The following is a 15,964-nucleotide window of genomic DNA, read 5'->3' as shown; positions in this document are numbered from 1 at the left end:
GCCGTCCTGTTCAGGAATATTCGGGTTCATCCCACCAGGGAAAATAGTCCGGCATGTCGCGGGAGACGCGGTTTGGAAAGGTGGGCGGCCGCTTCTCCAGGAAACTCGAGACTCCTTCCCTGGCATCGTCCGAACGGCCGCGCGCATAGACGCCGCGGCTGTCGAGCCGATGAGCCTCCATGGGATGCCGTGCTCCCGCCATTTGCCAAAGCATCTGCCGCGTGAGTGCGACCGAGACCGGGGCGGTGTTGACCGCAATCTCGCGGGCGTAGGCGTAAGCGGCCGGAAGAAGCTCGTCGGCGGTGTGCAGGGAACGCACGAGGCCAGCCTCCAGCGCTTCGCTTGCAGAAATGATGCGCCCCGTGAGGCACCAGTCCAGCGCGCGATCCAAGCCGACAATGCGTTGGAGGAACCAGGTCGAGGCGCCCTCCGGCACGATGCCCCGCCGCGTGAACACCATGCCGAAGCGCGTATCGGCGGCCGCGAATCGGGCATCCATCGCAAGCGTCATGGTGATGCCGACGCCGACCGCGGCGCCGTGGATGGCACCGATGACCGGTTTGAGGCCGCGATAGAGCCGAAGCGTGAGGCGACCCGCACCGTCACGGACCTTCTCATGCGAATAGTCTACGCTGCCGTCGGGGCGGACCGGCGAGTCTGACCCGCCAACCGCGCGGCTGTCGTAGTCGAACGTGCTCGCCCCTTGCGACAAATCGGCGCCCGCACAGAAGAGCCTGCCATTGGCCCGAACGACGACCACCCTGACATCGTCGTCGGTGTCGGCGCGATCGAGCGCGGCGATGATCTCGTCGATCATCGCTTCACTGACGGCATTGAGCCTGTCGGGTCGGTTGAGCGCGATCGTCGCGATCCTGTCGTCTACCGAGTAGAGGATGTTTTCGAAGCTCACGGCCCGTCGGCTCCTGTCCTGTCCTTGACGGCAAGCTCGTCGTAGCGGCGGAAATGGTCATCCCCGCTGCCGAAGCTTGCCGAGATGACGAGCGCCCGCTTGAAGTAGCGCCCGATCGCGAGCTCGTCGGTGATGCCCATGCCGCCGTGGAGTTGCACGGCTTGCTGGCTCACGAAGCGCAGTTGGCGGTCGACGGCGATCTTCATGGCCGCTGCTGCGGCCGCCCGTTCGCGAGCTTCGCCGTCCTGAAGGGCAAGCGTGGCCATGTAGACCATGGACACGGACTGCTCGATCGCGATCGCCATGTCCGCCAGACGATGCTGAAGCGCCTGGAACGAGACGAGCGGCTGCCCGAACTGCTTGCGTTCGCGCAGATATGCCGACGTCTGGCGTGTCATTTCGCGCATGATGCCTACCGCTTCCGCGCCGAGCGCAACGATGGCGGCATCGATGGCCGGCTCGAGTAGCCTCACGGCGGCACCCTCGCGTCCGATCAGGTGCCCTTCGACGGCGCCAAACGTAATGTTGGACGTGGCCTCGCCGTCGATCGCGTCGAAGTCCTCCCGTGTTATCCCGGCCGCTGCGGCATCGACGAGAAACAGCGACGGCGTACCGAATGCGGTCCTTGCGGTCACCAGATAGTGCGTGGCTACCGGCGCGCAGGATACAACGGATTTCCTGCCTGAAATGCGGTGGATCGAACCGTCGGTCGTCGCGCTGGCGCCGACACTCTCAAGGCGAAAGCGGGTGGCGTATTCGGAGTGGGCAAGGACCGTCAGCGCGCGGCCGGCCGCGATGGCTCGCAGGTGACTCCCGGCCGGTTCGTCCGGGGAAGCCGCCAGCGCGGTCGTCGCCAAGACAGTGTGCATGAACGGCACGGCGGCAAGGGCCCTGCCAAGCTCCTCCATGATCAGCATGACATCGACAGGACCGCCGCCATACCCGTCGAACTCTGCGGGCACGGCAGTGGACGGCAGCGCGATATCGTCAACTAAACCGCGCCAGGCGTCGCCACGCCGTGGTGCCATGGTCAGATCTCGGCGGCGCGGCGCAAGATAGCTGGAGAGGGTGTCCCGCAGGATCGTCTGCTCAGGCGTGAAGGACAGATCCATCGTCAGATCGTATGCTCTCGTTGCCCCCAGAACGGTGCGCGCAGCTCGCGTTTCAAAATCTTGCCCGATGGATTGCGCGGCAGCGCGTCGACGAACTCGACGGATTTGGGGCATTTGAACGAGGCGATCCCCGATCGGCAGTGGGCTATCAGTTCGGCCTGCGTGACGGTCTGACCGGCGCGCAACGCGACGAAGGCCTTGACTTCCTCGCCCCATTTCTCGGAGGGCACGCCGACGACGCCCACCTCGAGCACGGCGGGATGATCCGCGATCGCCTGCTCGACCTCCGCTGGATAGATGTTCTCGCCGCCCGAGATGATCATGTCCTTGATGCGGTCGCGGATGTAGAGGTAGCCATCGGCATCGAAGTAGCCGGCGTCGCCCGAATGGTACCAGCCGTCGCGCAGCGCTTCGGCGGTTGCCTCGGGACGGCCGTAATAGCCCTTCATCACCGAGCCGCCGCGCAGCAGTATCTCCCCGCTCTCCCCGGGCGGCAGGTCATTTCCCAGCGGATCGACGATGCGGATCTCCATGTCGTGCAGCGGTCGGCCGCAGGACGCCAGAAGTTCCGGACGATCGAGATCATGATCTTGTGGAAGCAGCGTCGTCCCCATGGTCGTCGTCTCGGTCATGCCGAACATCTGGACGAAGCCGCATCCGAGTTCCTTGACCGCCCGTCGCAACAGGTCGACCGTGATTGGCGAGCCGCCATAGCCGACGATCTGGAGGGACTTGGTATGGCTGCGATCGAAGGCGGGATCGTTGATGACCTGCTGGATGACGGCGGGAACGAAGCCCGCCTTGGTGATGGACGCGGAAGCCAGCGCCTTGAGAATGAAGGGACTTCCCGCCTCTCGGGTGATGTAGTTCGCGGCGCCAACGTATGGCGCATACATCGCCCAGCAGGTACCGCCACTGTGAAAGAGCGGCAGCGGCGTCAGCACGATATCTCTTGTGCTCCATTCGCCCAGTTCGCCGCTTTCGGTGTGCCGCACCGAATTCAGCACGTTGGCGTTGGTGAGCATCGCGCCCTTGGGGCGTCCGGTTGTGCCGGATGTGTGGAGTTGCAACACGACATCGTCGGGCGATGCGGGAAGCTTCGGGTCGACGGTTGACTGCCGGTCGCGCCACGCGTCGAAACTCTCCGCGCCCTGGACATTGCCGCCCATCACCACGATCCCGCGAAAGTCTGGCCGCGCTGCCTTGATCTCCTCGAGCTTCTCCGCAAAATCCCTGTCGATGAAAAGGAACTCGGTATCGAAGTTTTCGAGCAGGTACTGGATTTCCGGGAGGGCCAGACGCCAACTGATTGCGGTCAGCACGATGCTAGACTTGGCGCAGCCCATCAGCACCTCGAAGTAACGCGAATCGTTCTTGCCGAGATAGGCGACGCGGGTTCGGGGCTTGCATCCCGCGGCGATCAGGCCGTTGGCGACACGGCTGCTGCGCTCGTCCCAATCCGCAAAGCTGAGAATCTGATCCTCGTAGTACAGGGCGGTTTTTGCCGGGCGGCGCCCCGCGTGGCAGCGAACGATGTCGGCCACGCTGGCGATCCCGGCCCGCGCCGCCTCTTCCTCCGGACTGTCGTCCACAATGCTCATTCTGTCCTCCAGGAAGCCAGGCATGATCCATGGCGGCAACGCGCCGCTGCGGGCTCACGCGAAGTAGAGAAAGATGATGTCCGCCACGAGCGCGGGACGCTTCTCACCCTCGATCTCGATGGTGAGTTCAGCCGTTGCCCGCAGGCCGCCAGAAGCTTCCTCGACGGACTTGATCGAGGTGATCAATCGAACGCGCGATCCCACGGGAACGGCGTTCAGGAAACGCAGCTTGTCTATGCCGTAGTTGAGGATCCGCGAGGCCTTCACCGTGTAGAGCGGCGGCTGGAGCACGCCGAGCAGCGAGAGCGTCAGATATCCATGAGCAATCGTCTTGCCGCCGGGGGCTTCCTTCTCGGCTCGCTCCACATCGACATGAATCCACTGCTTGTCGCCGGTCGCCTCGGCGAAGTCGTCGATCATCTTCTGCGTGACGGTGAGCCATTCGCCGGGTCCGATCGCCTCGCCGACCGCTGTCTTAAGTTCGCTTGGGCTCTCGAAAACCCGTGTCATGCAATGTCCCTTCCTTTGGATTGCTCCGATCCGAGCGCCGGCTCAGCCGCTGGCGACGAACCTTGCAATGATGTTGCGCTGGATTTCGTTGGAGCCGCCGTAGATCGAGCGCGCCCGGTCGTTGAGGAAGCGCGCCGTGGGTCGGAGCGCGAAGCCTGGGCCGATCGGCGGCGCATGGCTGCCGGGACAAAGGGCGCGGCGCTGGTCTGGTATGGCGAGTTCGCCAAGAGCGCGCATGGCCAGTTCGCCGGCCGCCTGCTGCACCTCCGAGCCGCGAACCTTGAGAATGGAAGCCATCATGTCACCGACACTGTCGCCGGCCGCCAGGCTGGATATCACCCGCTTCTCGGTCCAGCTCTGGGCGGTGATCTCGATGTCCAGTTCGGCGTAGCGGCGACGGAACGCCGGATCGTCCCATAGCCGCGTGCCGTCGATTGGGTCCGGCGTCTGTGCAGCGACGAGCGCTTCGCGCAGAAGTGCGCGCGCGACGGCCGCATAGCTCCCGCCACGTTCGAACTCGAGCAGGTACTTGGCGATGGCCCAGCCCTGGTTCTCATCGCCGACCCGGTTGGCGACGGGCACACGCAGATCGTCGAAGAAGACCTGATTGACCTCGTGCTCGCCGGACATGGAGATGATCGGGCGGACCTCGATGCCCGGTGCGTCCATGGGCGAGAGCAGGAAACTGATGCCTACCTGTTGGCGGCCCTCGGTCGAGGTGCGAACCAGCATGAAGATCCAGTTCGCGTTATGCGCGTGCGTCGTCCAGATCTTCGAACCGGTGACGACGTAGTCGTCGCCATCGCGTACGGCGCGCGTCGTCAACGACGAGAGATCGGACCCCGAACCAGGCTCGGAGAAGCCCTGGCACCAGTAGTGTTCTCCGGAACGTATCCTAGGCAGAAAGAACGCCTTCTGCTGCGGCGTACCAAATTTCATGATCACCGGGCCGCATAGTTGCAGCCCAGCCAGGAAGAGCTGCGGCGCATTTGCGCTGGCGCACTCCTCCTCGAATATGTGCCTTTGCATGGCGTCCCACCCCGTGCCGCCATGCTCTACGGGCCAGGCCGGAGCGATCCAGCCCCGCTCGAACAGCGTCCTGTGCCACCAGGCGCCCAGCTTGCGCTCCGCGGCCACACCTGTCTGGCGCGCGGCCCAGGCGCGAATCTCGGGCGTCAACTTTTCCGCGAGGAACGACCGGACCTCGGCCTGAAAGGCCAGATCCCGTTCGGAGGGGCGTCCATCCATCTGTTCTCTCCATGGCAACGCCCGCGAGTGTCCTGCCGGAACGACGCGCCAGATCGGTCGAGGAAGCCTCAGTTGAGGAAGTACTGCGGGACCGCGAGGGTGAGTTGTGGGAACAGGACCATGATCACGACGAGGAAGAGATCCATGGCGAGGAACCACATCACCCCTCTGAATATGGCCGTCAGCGAGACGAGATTTCCGACTACGCCCTTGATCACGAAGACGTTCATGCCGATCGGCGGGGTGATCATGCCGATCTCGAGCAGCTTGGTCAGCAGAACGCCGAACCAGATCAGGCTGTGGCCGCCTTCCGAGACGATCGGCAGGACTATGGGCAGCGTCAGCAGCATCGCGCCGATCGGCTCGAGGAAGCAGCCAAGGACAAGATAGACGGCGACGATCATCATGATGATGACCATCTCGTTGTCGCTCACGCCGAGCACGGCGTCGGAGATGATGCTGCCGACGCCGGAGATGGCGAGGAACCGCGTGAACAGGCTGGCGCCGACGCCGATGATGATCAGCGCGCTCGTGGTCAGGAGGCATTCGATCGCCGCTGCCTTGAACCGGCGCCAGGTCAGGGCGCGCTTGGCGACGCCGACGACGCAGGCGAGGAACGCCCCGACGGCGCCGGCCTCCGTCGCCGTGAAGACCCCGCCAAACAATCCGGCGAAAATACCGATCATCACGAGAAGGATCGGCCAGGTATCCGCCAGCGCGGCCATCTTCTCCGAGAACGGGACATGCTGGACGACGCGCGGGGCGAGAGCCGGATTGAGCTTCACCCGAACCAAGACGACGACGATGTAAGCGATCGCCGACAGGATGCCGATCGCGAAGCCGCCGAGGAAAAGCTGGGGAACCGGCTGACGCGCGATGACGCCGTAGAGGATCATCAGGATCGATGGCGGAATGAGCGCGCCGATCGTTCCGGCGACGGCGACCGTTCCGGTGGCGAGTTCGGGATGGTAACGCGCCCGCATCATTTCCGGCACGGCGATGCGCCCCATGGCCGCCGAGCACGCCACGGACGACCCGCAAACCGCCGCGAAGGCGGACGAGCCGAGTACGGCGGAGATGGCCAGCCCGCCGGGGAGGCCGGAGAGCCAGACCTTTGCGGCGTCGAACAGACCTTTCGTGAGTTGGGCGTGATAGCTCACGAAGCCGAGCAGCAGGAACATGGGAACCGAACTCAGCACCCAGTTGGCTGAGAACTGGTAGGGAATGATGCCGATCGCGCCCCACGCGACGTTCCAGCCGACGAGCGCCCAGATTCCGCAGTACGAGACGCCGATCAGTGCCAATCCGATGGGAATGCGGATCGCCAGCAGCAGCAACAGGATCGCTAGGCCGGCAAAGCCGATCTGAATTTCGGTCATTAGGGAATCCCGTATTCGGCGGCAGGATCAGCGTCTTCCAGCTTCTCGTTCAGCCCGGATTCCGACCCCGTGACGTAGCAGGCGAACTTGTAGGCGACCACGATGAGGACGAGGACGCAGCCAAATGGAATGACGTAGTAGGCCGGCCAGATGACGATGTCGGAGGTGCCTTGCGTCACGAATGCACCGACGGCCTGCTTCTTGCCCGCTTCGATGAAGGTGCGCACGGCGAGAAGGCCGAAGATCACCAGTGCGAACAGGTAGGAGAAGCCCTCGAGATGGCGCTGCAGCCACTTCGGCATCATGTCCGTCACGAGTTCGACGGAGATGTTCCTGTTCTTCTCCTCGGTGAAGCAGAGCGACAGGAAACCAATGATTATCATGTAGTAGTTGGAGACAATCTCGATCGTCCCTTCCACAGCGGAATGGAAGAAATAGCGGAGTATGACGTCCACCGTGATGTGGATCATCATGACTATGATGAATATCCCACCGAGGTTGGTGAATAGATCGATCAATCTCGAGATGAGCCTGCCGAGACCGAACATGCGCTCCTCCGCACTTCGCTGCGACGAGGGACCGGCGTAGCCGCACCATGCAGCCTGCCTGCCCGAAGATTTTCTGGGTAGGATCGGGACGGGCCAACCGCGCCCTCGATCCTGGGAAGGACGGCCTACATTCCGTAGGTCTCGACGTTGATCTTCGAGTACGCCTCGTTCCAGAGCAATTCCTGATAGGCCTCCGCGCTCTCGACGTTGGCGACGAGGCCGACCCATTTCTCGAACAGCTCGGACATCTTCTGAACCGCCTGGTCGGTGTCCTTGAGGCCGTATTTCTCGGCATAGGTCTTGGCGATCAATTTCAGGTCGGCGTTCGTGAACTCGCGCGTCGCCTTGAGGAAATCTTCCGAAGGAGTGACAATCTCGATGCCCTTCTTTTGAGCGGCTTCCAGGGCAGCCAGATTGTTCGTGCGGTAGTTCCAGGAACCGTAGGCGGAGCCATGCGCGCCAATGCGCAGAAGTTCGGTACGCTGTTCTGGCGTCAGGCTGGCCCAGACGTCGAGATTGACGTTCATCAGGCCGGTGCCGCCGAAGCCGCCGCCCGGCACGTCGTGAATGATGTACTTCACCGCGTCGACGAGGCTGAGATCCACCAGTTCCGCGGTGCCCGAAAGCGAACAGTCCAGAATGCCTTGGCTCAGCCCTTCGAAGATCTCGTTCTGCGGCACCGACACCGAGGTCGCGCCAACCGAATTTGCCCAGCGGGTCCAATGCGCGCCCGGCGCCCGGATTCGAACGCCCTGCATGTCGGCCGCCGTCTCGATCTTCTTCATGCACATCATTGTGTATTCAGTCGACGAGCTGGACGTGAACACCTGGTTCTGCGCCGCCATCTCGTCGGTGCAGGCGGGGCAGTTCAGGGTGATGTATTCGATCAGCGCGCCGGTCCATGCGAGGCCGCCACGATCCCCCGTATCGTGCCGGGAGAACAGCATGGTCATCTCCGACACCATGGTCGAGTTCGGGAATTCCGCCGGGAAGTATGGGAAGAGTACCATGCCCATCTCGGCGATGTTGTCCCGCACGCCGCCGGACATCTCGGTGAAGCTGAGCAGCGACTGCGGGTAGACACGGATGTTGAGATCGCCCTTCGAGATCTCCTTACCGTAGGCGGCCGAGGCCTCCTGCGCCTTGGCGCCGGTCGAGTTGGGCGCAAAGCCTGTGGCGTAGCGCAGATCCTTCGCCGCAGCCTGGCCCGCGCCAAGCGCAAGTCCAAGAAGAACGGTCGTGGTTATGCGTCCGAGTAGATTTGTCGAAGCCATGTGTTCCTCCCAGGAAGCGCCAGGCAAGCCGTCGCTCGCTTCATTTTTCGAGTAGCACTTCGCGGAAAAATCTGAACTGGCAGGGTTGGCGGCCAATGTCCCTTCGTCGGGGGACCACCTCGAGGCTGGTTTTCAGACGTGCCCCGCGCCGTCGAGACGTGCCCGAATCTCCAGCAAGGCCGATCTCTCCGGCCGCCTGGGGGAAAGAAGGAACAAGCAAACGAGCGCAGATCGCTCCAGTGCGTTCGGAAATGGCCCCCTAGTGCAAACGAGCGCTTCGCGTTTGATGTCGCGGCACTAAATCATCGAATAGGGAAGCGAGGCTCTAAGATTGTGATCCACGCTAAGCCGCCGTTTGAGCGGCGGGACAGCACGCTGCGGGCAGTTTGTGCGCTCGCAAATACGGCAGGAAATTCCAATCGGCTCAAATGCGGCGCGGTTGGTCAGGTCTAGTGCGTCAGCATAGACAAAGTCCTTAGCATAGGAAATTTCGCAACCGATCGTGATCGCATAACGGCGGTGCGGCGCATGGTAACCGCCACCTTTCTTGGTGACTTCAGTGGCGATTGAGAGATACCGGACACCATCCGGCGTTTCCGCGAGTTGGCGGATGAAGCGCCCGGGCATCTCGAATGCCTGGTGCACGTTCCACAGCGGGCATGCTCCGCCGAAACGGGCGAATTGCAGCTTCGCTGCGCTATGACGCTTGGTGATGTTGCCCGCCCTGTCGATGCGCGCGAAGAACACCGGCACGCCCTTCAGTCCCGGCCGCTGCAACGTCGAGAGGCGGTGGGCTACCTGTTCCAGGCTGGCGCCGAAGCGTGTTGCCAAAAGCTCGATGTCGTGACGCAGACCCTGAGCCGCGGCGAGAAACAACTGGTAGGGCAGCACCAGCGCGCCGGCGAAATAGTTGTAGAGCCCGATCTTGCAGATCTCGAACGCTTCCGTCGAGCGGAACTCGGCTTTTCGCGCCAGCGCCGCCGCCTGCTCGCCCATTTCCAGTTCGGCGATCTGGAAGGCGGTCTGGAAGTTGCGCGTGGCGGCGGGCGAATAGGGGTTGAGGAAGAGCAGTTTCGACCTGGCATCGAAGCGGCGGATGATATCCTCGTCGGCCCCCGCGCGCGCTACCCGCACGCCGTGACGGCTCTCGAGATGGTTGGCGAGGGCGGCGCCCGCCTCGGCTTCGCCGATGCCGAGTTCGCCAGACAGCCGCTCCGCCGCGACATCCAGTTCGTGGATGTAGTTATCGACGAAGTGGAAGAAGTCGCGCACCTCCTCATAGGGTGTCGGCTCCGCCACGGCGGCGCGGCCGATCGTGTCGTCGAGGCTGGCAAGCTGCTCGCTGTTGCGACGGTAGGCCTGATGGCAGGAGATCAGCGCCCGTGCGAGCCCCGGCGCATTCTGCGTTACCAGCTTCAGCTCCTGCAGATTGGGAGTATAGCTCTCGAACAGAGGGTCGCTCAGCGTTTCCGACAGTGCTGACAGCAGCCTGTCGCCGTCGCCCTTCGAGATCTCGGCGATGTCGATCTGGAACTTTTCCGCTAGCGCCAGCAGCACCGCGGCCGAGACCGGTCGCTGATTGTTCTCGATCTGGTTGAGATAGCTGGTGGAGATGCCGATGCGTTCGGCGAACGCGCTCTGCGTGGCGTTGTTGGCCTCGCGCAGTTCCCGGATCTTTCGGCCGACATAGAGCTTGGGTGGCGCCATTCGCAAATTCGCAATTCGCAATTAGCTACTTTGTACATTACGCCTTTTCACCCCTTCAACCATTTTCTCCACTCCCTGCGCCGGGCTAGCTGTCGGTTGCCGTCCATCCGCAATCGACCTGGAGAAAACGATGCCCCTTTTCAATGCGATTGCCGAAAGGCGCGCGGACGCTCCGTTCATCTTCGTCAATGTCGTGAAGGCGGGGTCGGCCGCACTTGTCTTCCCGATGGCCTGGAAGGCGTTGGAAGCGAAGGCCGCCCGCTGATGCGCGCCGTCCTCGAACAGCTTGAAGCGCGCCGGGCGGAAGCCCGGCTCGGCGGCGGGCAGAAGCGCATCGACGCTCAGCACGCCAAGGGCAAGCTCACCGCGCGCGAGCGCCTCGACGTGCTACTCGACGAAGGGTCGTTCGAGGAGTTCGACATGTACGTCACCCATCGGGCGACCGAGTTCGGCATGGCCGGCCAGAAGGTGGCTGGCGATGGCGTGGTGACCGGCTGGGGCACGATCAACGGCCGCTTGGTCTACGTCTTTTCCCAGGATTTCACCGTGCTCGGCGGCTCGCTGTCGGAGACCCATGCGCAGAAAATCTGCAAGATCATGGACATGGCGCTCAAGAACGGAGCGCCAGTGATCGGCCTCAACGATTCCGGCGGAGCGCGCATTCAGGAGGGCGTGGCATCGCTTGCCGGCTATGCCGATGTCTTCAAGCGCAATGTCGATGCCTCGGGCGTGGTGCCGCAGATTTCGGTCATCATGGGGCCGTGCGCGGGCGGAGCTGTCTATTCGCCGGCCATGACCGACTTCATCTTCATGGTGCGTGACAGTTCCTACATGTTCGTGACCGGCCCGGACGTGGTGAAGACCGTCACCAACGAGGTGATAACCGCGGAGGAATTGGGAGGCGCACGCACGCATACGCAAAAGTCTTCGGTCGCGGACGGCGCCTACGAGAACGACATCGAAACACTGGAGCAGGTGCGCCGGCTGTTCGATTTCCTGCCGCTCAACAATCGCGAGAAGCCGCCGGTGCGCCCCTTCTTCGACGATCCCGCTCGCGTGGAAATGCGGCTCGACACGCTGGTTCCCGACAGCGCCAACAAGCCCTACGACATGAAGGAGTTGATCCACGCGATCGCCGACGAAGGCGATTTCTTCGAGATCCAGGAAGCTTTCGCCAGGAACATCATCACGGGCTTCCTGCGTATGGAAGGCCAGACGATCGGCGTCGCGGCGAACCAGCCAATGGTGCTCGCTGGCTGCCTCGACATCGATTCCTCGCGCAAGGCCGCGCGTTTCGTGCGCTTCTGCGACGCCTTCTCCATCCCGATCCTGACGCTGGTCGACGTGCCGGGCTTCCTGCCGGGAACCGCCCAGGAATATGGCGGCGTCATCAAGCACGGCGCCAAGCTGCTGTTCGCCTATTCGCAGGCCACCGTGCCGATGGTCACGCTGATCACGCGAAAAGCCTATGGCGGGGCCTATGACGTGATGGCGTCGAAACACATCGGCGCGGACATCAACTACGCATGGCCGACCGCCGAGATTGCGGTGATGGGGGCCAAGGGCGCGACCGAGATCCTCTACCGCTCCGAACTCGACGATCCGGCGAAGATCGCGCAGCGGACGAAGGAGTATGAGGAGCGCTTCGCCAATCCCTTCGTGGCAGCCGAGCGCGGCTTCATCGACGAGGTCATCATGCCGCATTCGTCGCGGCGCCGCATCGCCCGCGCATTCGCGGCCCTTCGCGGCAAGAAGCTCGATGCGCCGTGGAAGAAGCACGACACGATACCCCTGTGAAAGGCGCCATGTTCAGGAAAATCCTCATTGCCAATCGCGGCGAGATCGCCTGCCGCGTCATCAGGACCGCCCGGAAACTCGGCATCGCCACCGTCGCGGTCTATTCCGACGCCGATCGCGACGCTCTGCATGTGAAGATGGCGGACGAGGCGGTCCATATCGGCCCGGCGCCGTCAAGCCAGTCCTACATCGTCATCGGCAAGATCCTCGATGCCGTGAAGGCGACCGGCGCGGATGCGGTCCATCCGGGCTACGGCTTCCTGTCGGAGAACGCGAATTTCGCCGAGGCGCTTCGGGCGGCCGGCGTCGCCTTCATCGGCCCGCCGCCCGTTGCCATCGAGGCCATGGGCGACAAGATCACCTCCAAGAAGATCGCGGCATCCGCCGGCGTCAGCACCGTGCCCGGCCACATGGGCCTGATCGAGAATCCCGAGGAGGCGGTCCGCATCGCCTGCGGCATCGGCTATCCGGTGATGATCAAGGCCTCGGCCGGCGGTGGCGGTAAGGGCATGCGCATCGCCTGGAACGACGCCGAAGCCCGCGAAGGCTTCCAATCCTCGAAGAACGAGGCGAAATCGTCCTTCGGCGACGACCGCATCTTCATCGAAAAATTCGTCAGCCAGCCGCGCCACATCGAGATCCAGGTGCTGGGCGACCGGCACGGCAACCTGATCTATCTCGGCGAGCGTGAATGCTCGATCCAGCGCCGCAACCAGAAGGTCGTTGAGGAGGCGCCGTCGCCATTCCTCGACGCCGCCACGCGAAAGGCGATGGGCGAGCAGGCCGTGGCCTTAGCGAAGGCCGTCGGCTATTTCTCCGCCGGCACGGTCGAATTTATCGTCGATGGCGACCGCAACTTCTACTTCCTCGAAATGAACACCCGGCTCCAGGTCGAGCACCCGGTGACGGAACTCATCACCGGCATCGACCTGGTGGAGGAGATGATCCGCGTCGCGGCCGGCGAGAAACTGCGCATCACCCAGGACGATGTGAAACTGAACGGCTGGGCCATCGAAAGCCGCCTCTATGCCGAGGACCCGTATCGCAACTTCCTGCCATCGATCGGCCGGCTCACGCGCTATAGCCCGCCGGTCGAAGGCAGGCGCGACGACGGCACCGTAGTGCGCAACGACAGTGGCGTCTTCGAGGGCGGCGAAATCTCGATGTACTACGATCCGATGATCGCCAAGCTCTGCACCTGGGCGCCGGATCGGCAGCGCGCGATCGAGGCCATGGCAGGCGCGCTCGACGATTTCGAGGTCGAAGGGATAGGCCACAATCTGCCGTTCCTGTCGGCCGTCATGGGCAATGCGCGCTTCCGCGACGGCCGACTGACCACCGCCTTCATCGCCGAAGAATTTCCCGGCGGCTTTGCCGGCGTTCAACCCGACGAGGGCGCGGCTCGCCGGCTTGCGGCGATTGCCGCCGCGATCAATCTCGTCGTTGAACGGCGCGCGGTGCGGATTTCCGGCACACTTGCCGACCATCGGCGGCCGGTCGGGAGCGACTGGGTGGTCACGCTCGACGATTTCACCTTCCCGCTTCGCAGCGAGATGATCGATGCCGGCTTCCTGATCAGCTTCGACGACGGGATGGTGGCGCAGGTCGTGGGCGAATGGCGCCCGGGCCATACCCATGCTGCCTTCGTGGTGGATGGCGAGGCCATGGGCATCAAGGTCAATCCCATCGGCCAAGGGTGGCGCCTGCGCTGGCGCGGTATGGATATCGTCGCCCGCGTACGGTCGCCGCGCGTGGCCGAGTTGGCAAGACTGATGCCGCGCAAAGCGCCGCCGGATACCTCCAAGACGCTGCTCTGCCCGATGCCCGGTGTCATCACCGCGGTGTCGGTAAGGGAAGGCGACCAGGTCGAGGCCGGACAGGCGCTGGCCGTGGTCGAGGCGATGAAGATGGAGAATGTGCTTCGCGCCGAGCGCCGCGCCACGGTGCGGCGCATCGCGGCCCGCGCGGGAGCCAGCCTGGCGGTGGACGAGTTGATCATGGAGTTCGACTAGCATGGCTGCAAACCCATCGCTCGATTCCTGGCGTAAACTAGCCGAACACGAACTGAAGGCGTCGCCCGATACCCTCGTCTGGAAGACGCCGGAAGGCATCAACGTCAAACCGCTCTACACCGCTCGGGATCTCGAAGGCGCCAGCCATCTGGACAGCCTGCCGGGCGAGAAGCCGTTCCTGCGCGGACCGCGCGCTACGATGTATGCCGGCCGGCCCTGGACGATTCGGCAATATGCGGGCTTCTCGACGGCGGAGGAATCGAACGCCTTCTATCGAAAGGCGCTCGCCGCCGGCCAGCAGGGCGTGTCGGTCGCCTTCGACCTCGCCACCCACCGAGGCTACGACAGCGACCATCCCCGCGTCGAAGGCGATGTCGGCAAGGCCGGTGTGGCGATCGATTCCGTGGAAGACATGAAGATCCTGTTCGACGGCATCCCACTGGACACAGTGTCGGTGTCGATGACCATGAACGGCGCGGTGATCCCCATACTGGCGAGTTTCATCGTCGCCGGCGAAGAGCAGGGCGTGCCGCGCGGCCAGCTTTCCGGTACCATCCAGAATGACATCCTCAAGGAGTTTATGGTCCGCAACACCTACATCTACCCGCCCGAGCCCTCGATGCGGATCGTCGCAGACATCATCGAATTCACCGCCAAGGAGATGCCGAAGTTCAATTCGATTTCCATCTCCGGCTATCACATGCAGGAAGCGGGCGCGACGCTGGTGCAGGAACTCGCCTTCACGCTGGCCGACGGGCGCGAATATGTCCGTGCGGCGCTTAAGAAGGGGCTGAATGTCGATGACTTCGCCGGCAGGCTCTCCTTCTTCTTCTGCATCGGCATGAACTTCTTCATGGAGGCGGCGAAGCTGCGCGCGGCGCGCCTCTTGTGGACACGCATCATGGAGGAGTTCGAGCCCAAGAAGGCCTCCTCGCTGATGCTGCGCACGCACTGCCAGACCTCCGGCGTGTCCTTGCAGGAGCAGGATCCCTATAACAACATCGTGCGCACCGCCTATGAGGCGCTCGCGGCCGTGCTTGGCGGCACGCAGTCATTGCATACGAACTCCTTCGACGAGGCGATCGCGCTGCCGACCGAGTTCTCTGCCCGCATCGCGCGCAACACCCAACTCATCCTCCAGCAAGAGACCGGCGTCACCAAGGTCGTCGATCCGCTCGCCGGCTCCTACTACGTCGAGAGCCTGACCAACGACCTCGCCGATGCCGCCTGGAAGCTGATCGAGGAGATCGAGAAGATGGGCGGCATGACCAAGGCGGTCAACGATGGTCTGCCCAAGCGCCTCATCGAGGAAGCGGCGACGCAGCGGCAGGCTGCGATCGACCGGGGCGATGATGTCATAGTTGGCGTCAACAAATACCGGCTCGAAGACGAGCAGCAAATCGACATTCTCGACATCGACAACAAGGCGGTGCGTCTGTCGCAGATCAGGCGCATCGAGGCCACGAAGCGTCTGCGCGATCCGAAGCGCGTGGACGCCGCGCTGGCCGCACTGGGCGATGTGGCGGCAAGCGGCAAGGGCAACCTGCTGGAGGCTGCGGTGGAAGCCGCGCGCGCACGTGCTACGCTGGGCGAGATATCGGATGTCATGCGCAAGGCATTCAGCGATCATGCTGCCGTGCCGAAGGTGGTGCGCGATGTGTACGGTCGGGCCTATGCGGGCGAGCCGGAATACGAGACGCTGGTCTCACGGCTAAAGGAGTTTTCCGCCGCATCGGGCGATACGCCGCGACTTCTGGTCGCTAAGCTTGGCCAGGACGGTCACGACCGCGGCGCCAAGGTCATCGCCTCGGCCTTCGGCGACATCGGCTTCGAGGTGATCGCCGGGCCGCTCTTCCAGACGCCGGA

At 63.4% G+C, this 15,964-nt stretch carries 13 protein-coding genes; 4 read left to right on the top strand and 9 right to left on the bottom strand.

Features of this window, described 5'->3' with window-relative positions:
• Window positions 1-10: 10 nt before the first annotated feature.
• The 9 genes from HUI96_RS25615 to HUI96_RS25575 all read right to left on the bottom strand — a co-directional run bounded on the left by HUI96_RS25615 (window position 11) and on the right by HUI96_RS25575 (window position 10,289).
• Entirely contained in the window at window positions 11-910 is a 900-nt protein-coding gene (locus HUI96_RS25615) for an enoyl-CoA hydratase-related protein (RefSeq protein WP_188257548.1), read from the bottom strand.
• Window positions 907-2,022, bottom strand: coding sequence for an acyl-CoA dehydrogenase family protein (locus HUI96_RS25610; RefSeq protein ID WP_188257547.1), 1,116 nt, complete (start codon window positions 2,020-2,022; stop codon window positions 907-909). Before HUI96_RS25610 ends, HUI96_RS25615 begins: the two co-directional genes overlap by 4 nt.
• Window positions 2,023-2,024: 2 nt before the next feature.
• Window positions 2,025-3,623, bottom strand: a complete 1,599-nt coding sequence (locus tag HUI96_RS25605) for a long-chain-fatty-acid--CoA ligase (RefSeq protein WP_188257546.1) — start codon at window positions 3,621-3,623, stop codon at window positions 2,025-2,027.
• Window positions 3,624-3,677: 54 nt separating this feature from the next.
• Entirely contained in the window at window positions 3,678-4,133 is a 456-nt protein-coding gene (locus tag HUI96_RS25600) for a MaoC family dehydratase (RefSeq protein WP_188257545.1), read from the bottom strand.
• 42 nt (window positions 4,134-4,175) lie between these two features.
• Entirely contained in the window at window positions 4,176-5,381 is a 1,206-nt protein-coding gene (locus HUI96_RS25595; RefSeq protein ID WP_188257544.1) for an acyl-CoA dehydrogenase family protein, read from the bottom strand.
• A 68-nt stretch (window positions 5,382-5,449) separates the two neighbouring features.
• Window positions 5,450-6,760 carry a TRAP transporter large permease gene (locus HUI96_RS25590; protein ID WP_188257543.1) on the bottom strand — a complete coding sequence of 437 codons (1,311 nt, stop codon included), beginning with the start codon at window positions 6,758-6,760 and terminating at the stop codon, window positions 5,450-5,452.
• Window positions 6,760-7,308, bottom strand: a complete 549-nt coding sequence (locus HUI96_RS25585) for a TRAP transporter small permease (RefSeq protein ID WP_188257542.1) — start codon at window positions 7,306-7,308, stop codon at window positions 6,760-6,762. The genes HUI96_RS25590 and HUI96_RS25585 overlap by 1 nt, the downstream gene beginning before the upstream one ends.
• 125 nt (window positions 7,309-7,433) lie before the next feature.
• Window positions 7,434-8,582: a C4-dicarboxylate TRAP transporter substrate-binding protein gene (locus HUI96_RS25580; protein ID WP_188257541.1), complete on the bottom strand. Its 1,149-nt coding sequence runs from the start codon at window positions 8,580-8,582 to the stop codon at window positions 7,434-7,436.
• 297 nt (window positions 8,583-8,879) lie between these two features.
• A complete protein-coding gene (locus tag HUI96_RS25575; RefSeq protein WP_188257540.1) occupies window positions 8,880-10,289 on the bottom strand; it encodes a helix-turn-helix domain-containing protein in 1,410 nt (469 codons plus the stop codon).
• A gap of 130 nt (window positions 10,290-10,419) precedes the next feature.
• On the opposite strand from HUI96_RS25575, the gene HUI96_RS29965 reads away from it, so the two are divergent.
• The 4 genes from HUI96_RS29965 to scpA form a co-directional block, all read left to right on the top strand.
• Window positions 10,420-10,554, top strand: a complete 135-nt coding sequence (locus HUI96_RS29965; RefSeq protein ID WP_273033217.1) for a hypothetical protein — start codon at window positions 10,420-10,422, stop codon at window positions 10,552-10,554.
• Window positions 10,554-12,086, top strand: coding sequence for an acyl-CoA carboxylase subunit beta (locus HUI96_RS25570; protein ID WP_188257539.1), 1,533 nt, complete (start codon window positions 10,554-10,556; stop codon window positions 12,084-12,086). The genes HUI96_RS29965 and HUI96_RS25570 overlap by 1 nt, the downstream gene beginning before the upstream one ends.
• An 8-nt stretch (window positions 12,087-12,094) precedes the next feature.
• Window positions 12,095-14,098 carry an acetyl-CoA carboxylase biotin carboxylase subunit gene (locus tag HUI96_RS25565; protein WP_188257538.1) on the top strand — a complete coding sequence of 668 codons (2,004 nt, stop codon included), beginning with the start codon at window positions 12,095-12,097 and terminating at the stop codon, window positions 14,096-14,098.
• Window position 14,099: 1 nt separating this feature from the next.
• The coding region (gene scpA / locus HUI96_RS25560) for a methylmalonyl-CoA mutase (protein ID WP_188257537.1) at window positions 14,100-15,964 on the top strand (1,865 nt) is incomplete at its 3' end.

This window comes from Pseudaminobacter soli (ex Zhang et al. 2022), from assembly GCF_014595955.1.
GTDB lineage: Bacteria > Pseudomonadota > Alphaproteobacteria > Rhizobiales > Rhizobiaceae > Kumtagia > Kumtagia pseudosoli.
This window is presented reverse-complemented; position numbering and strand designations above follow the sequence as displayed.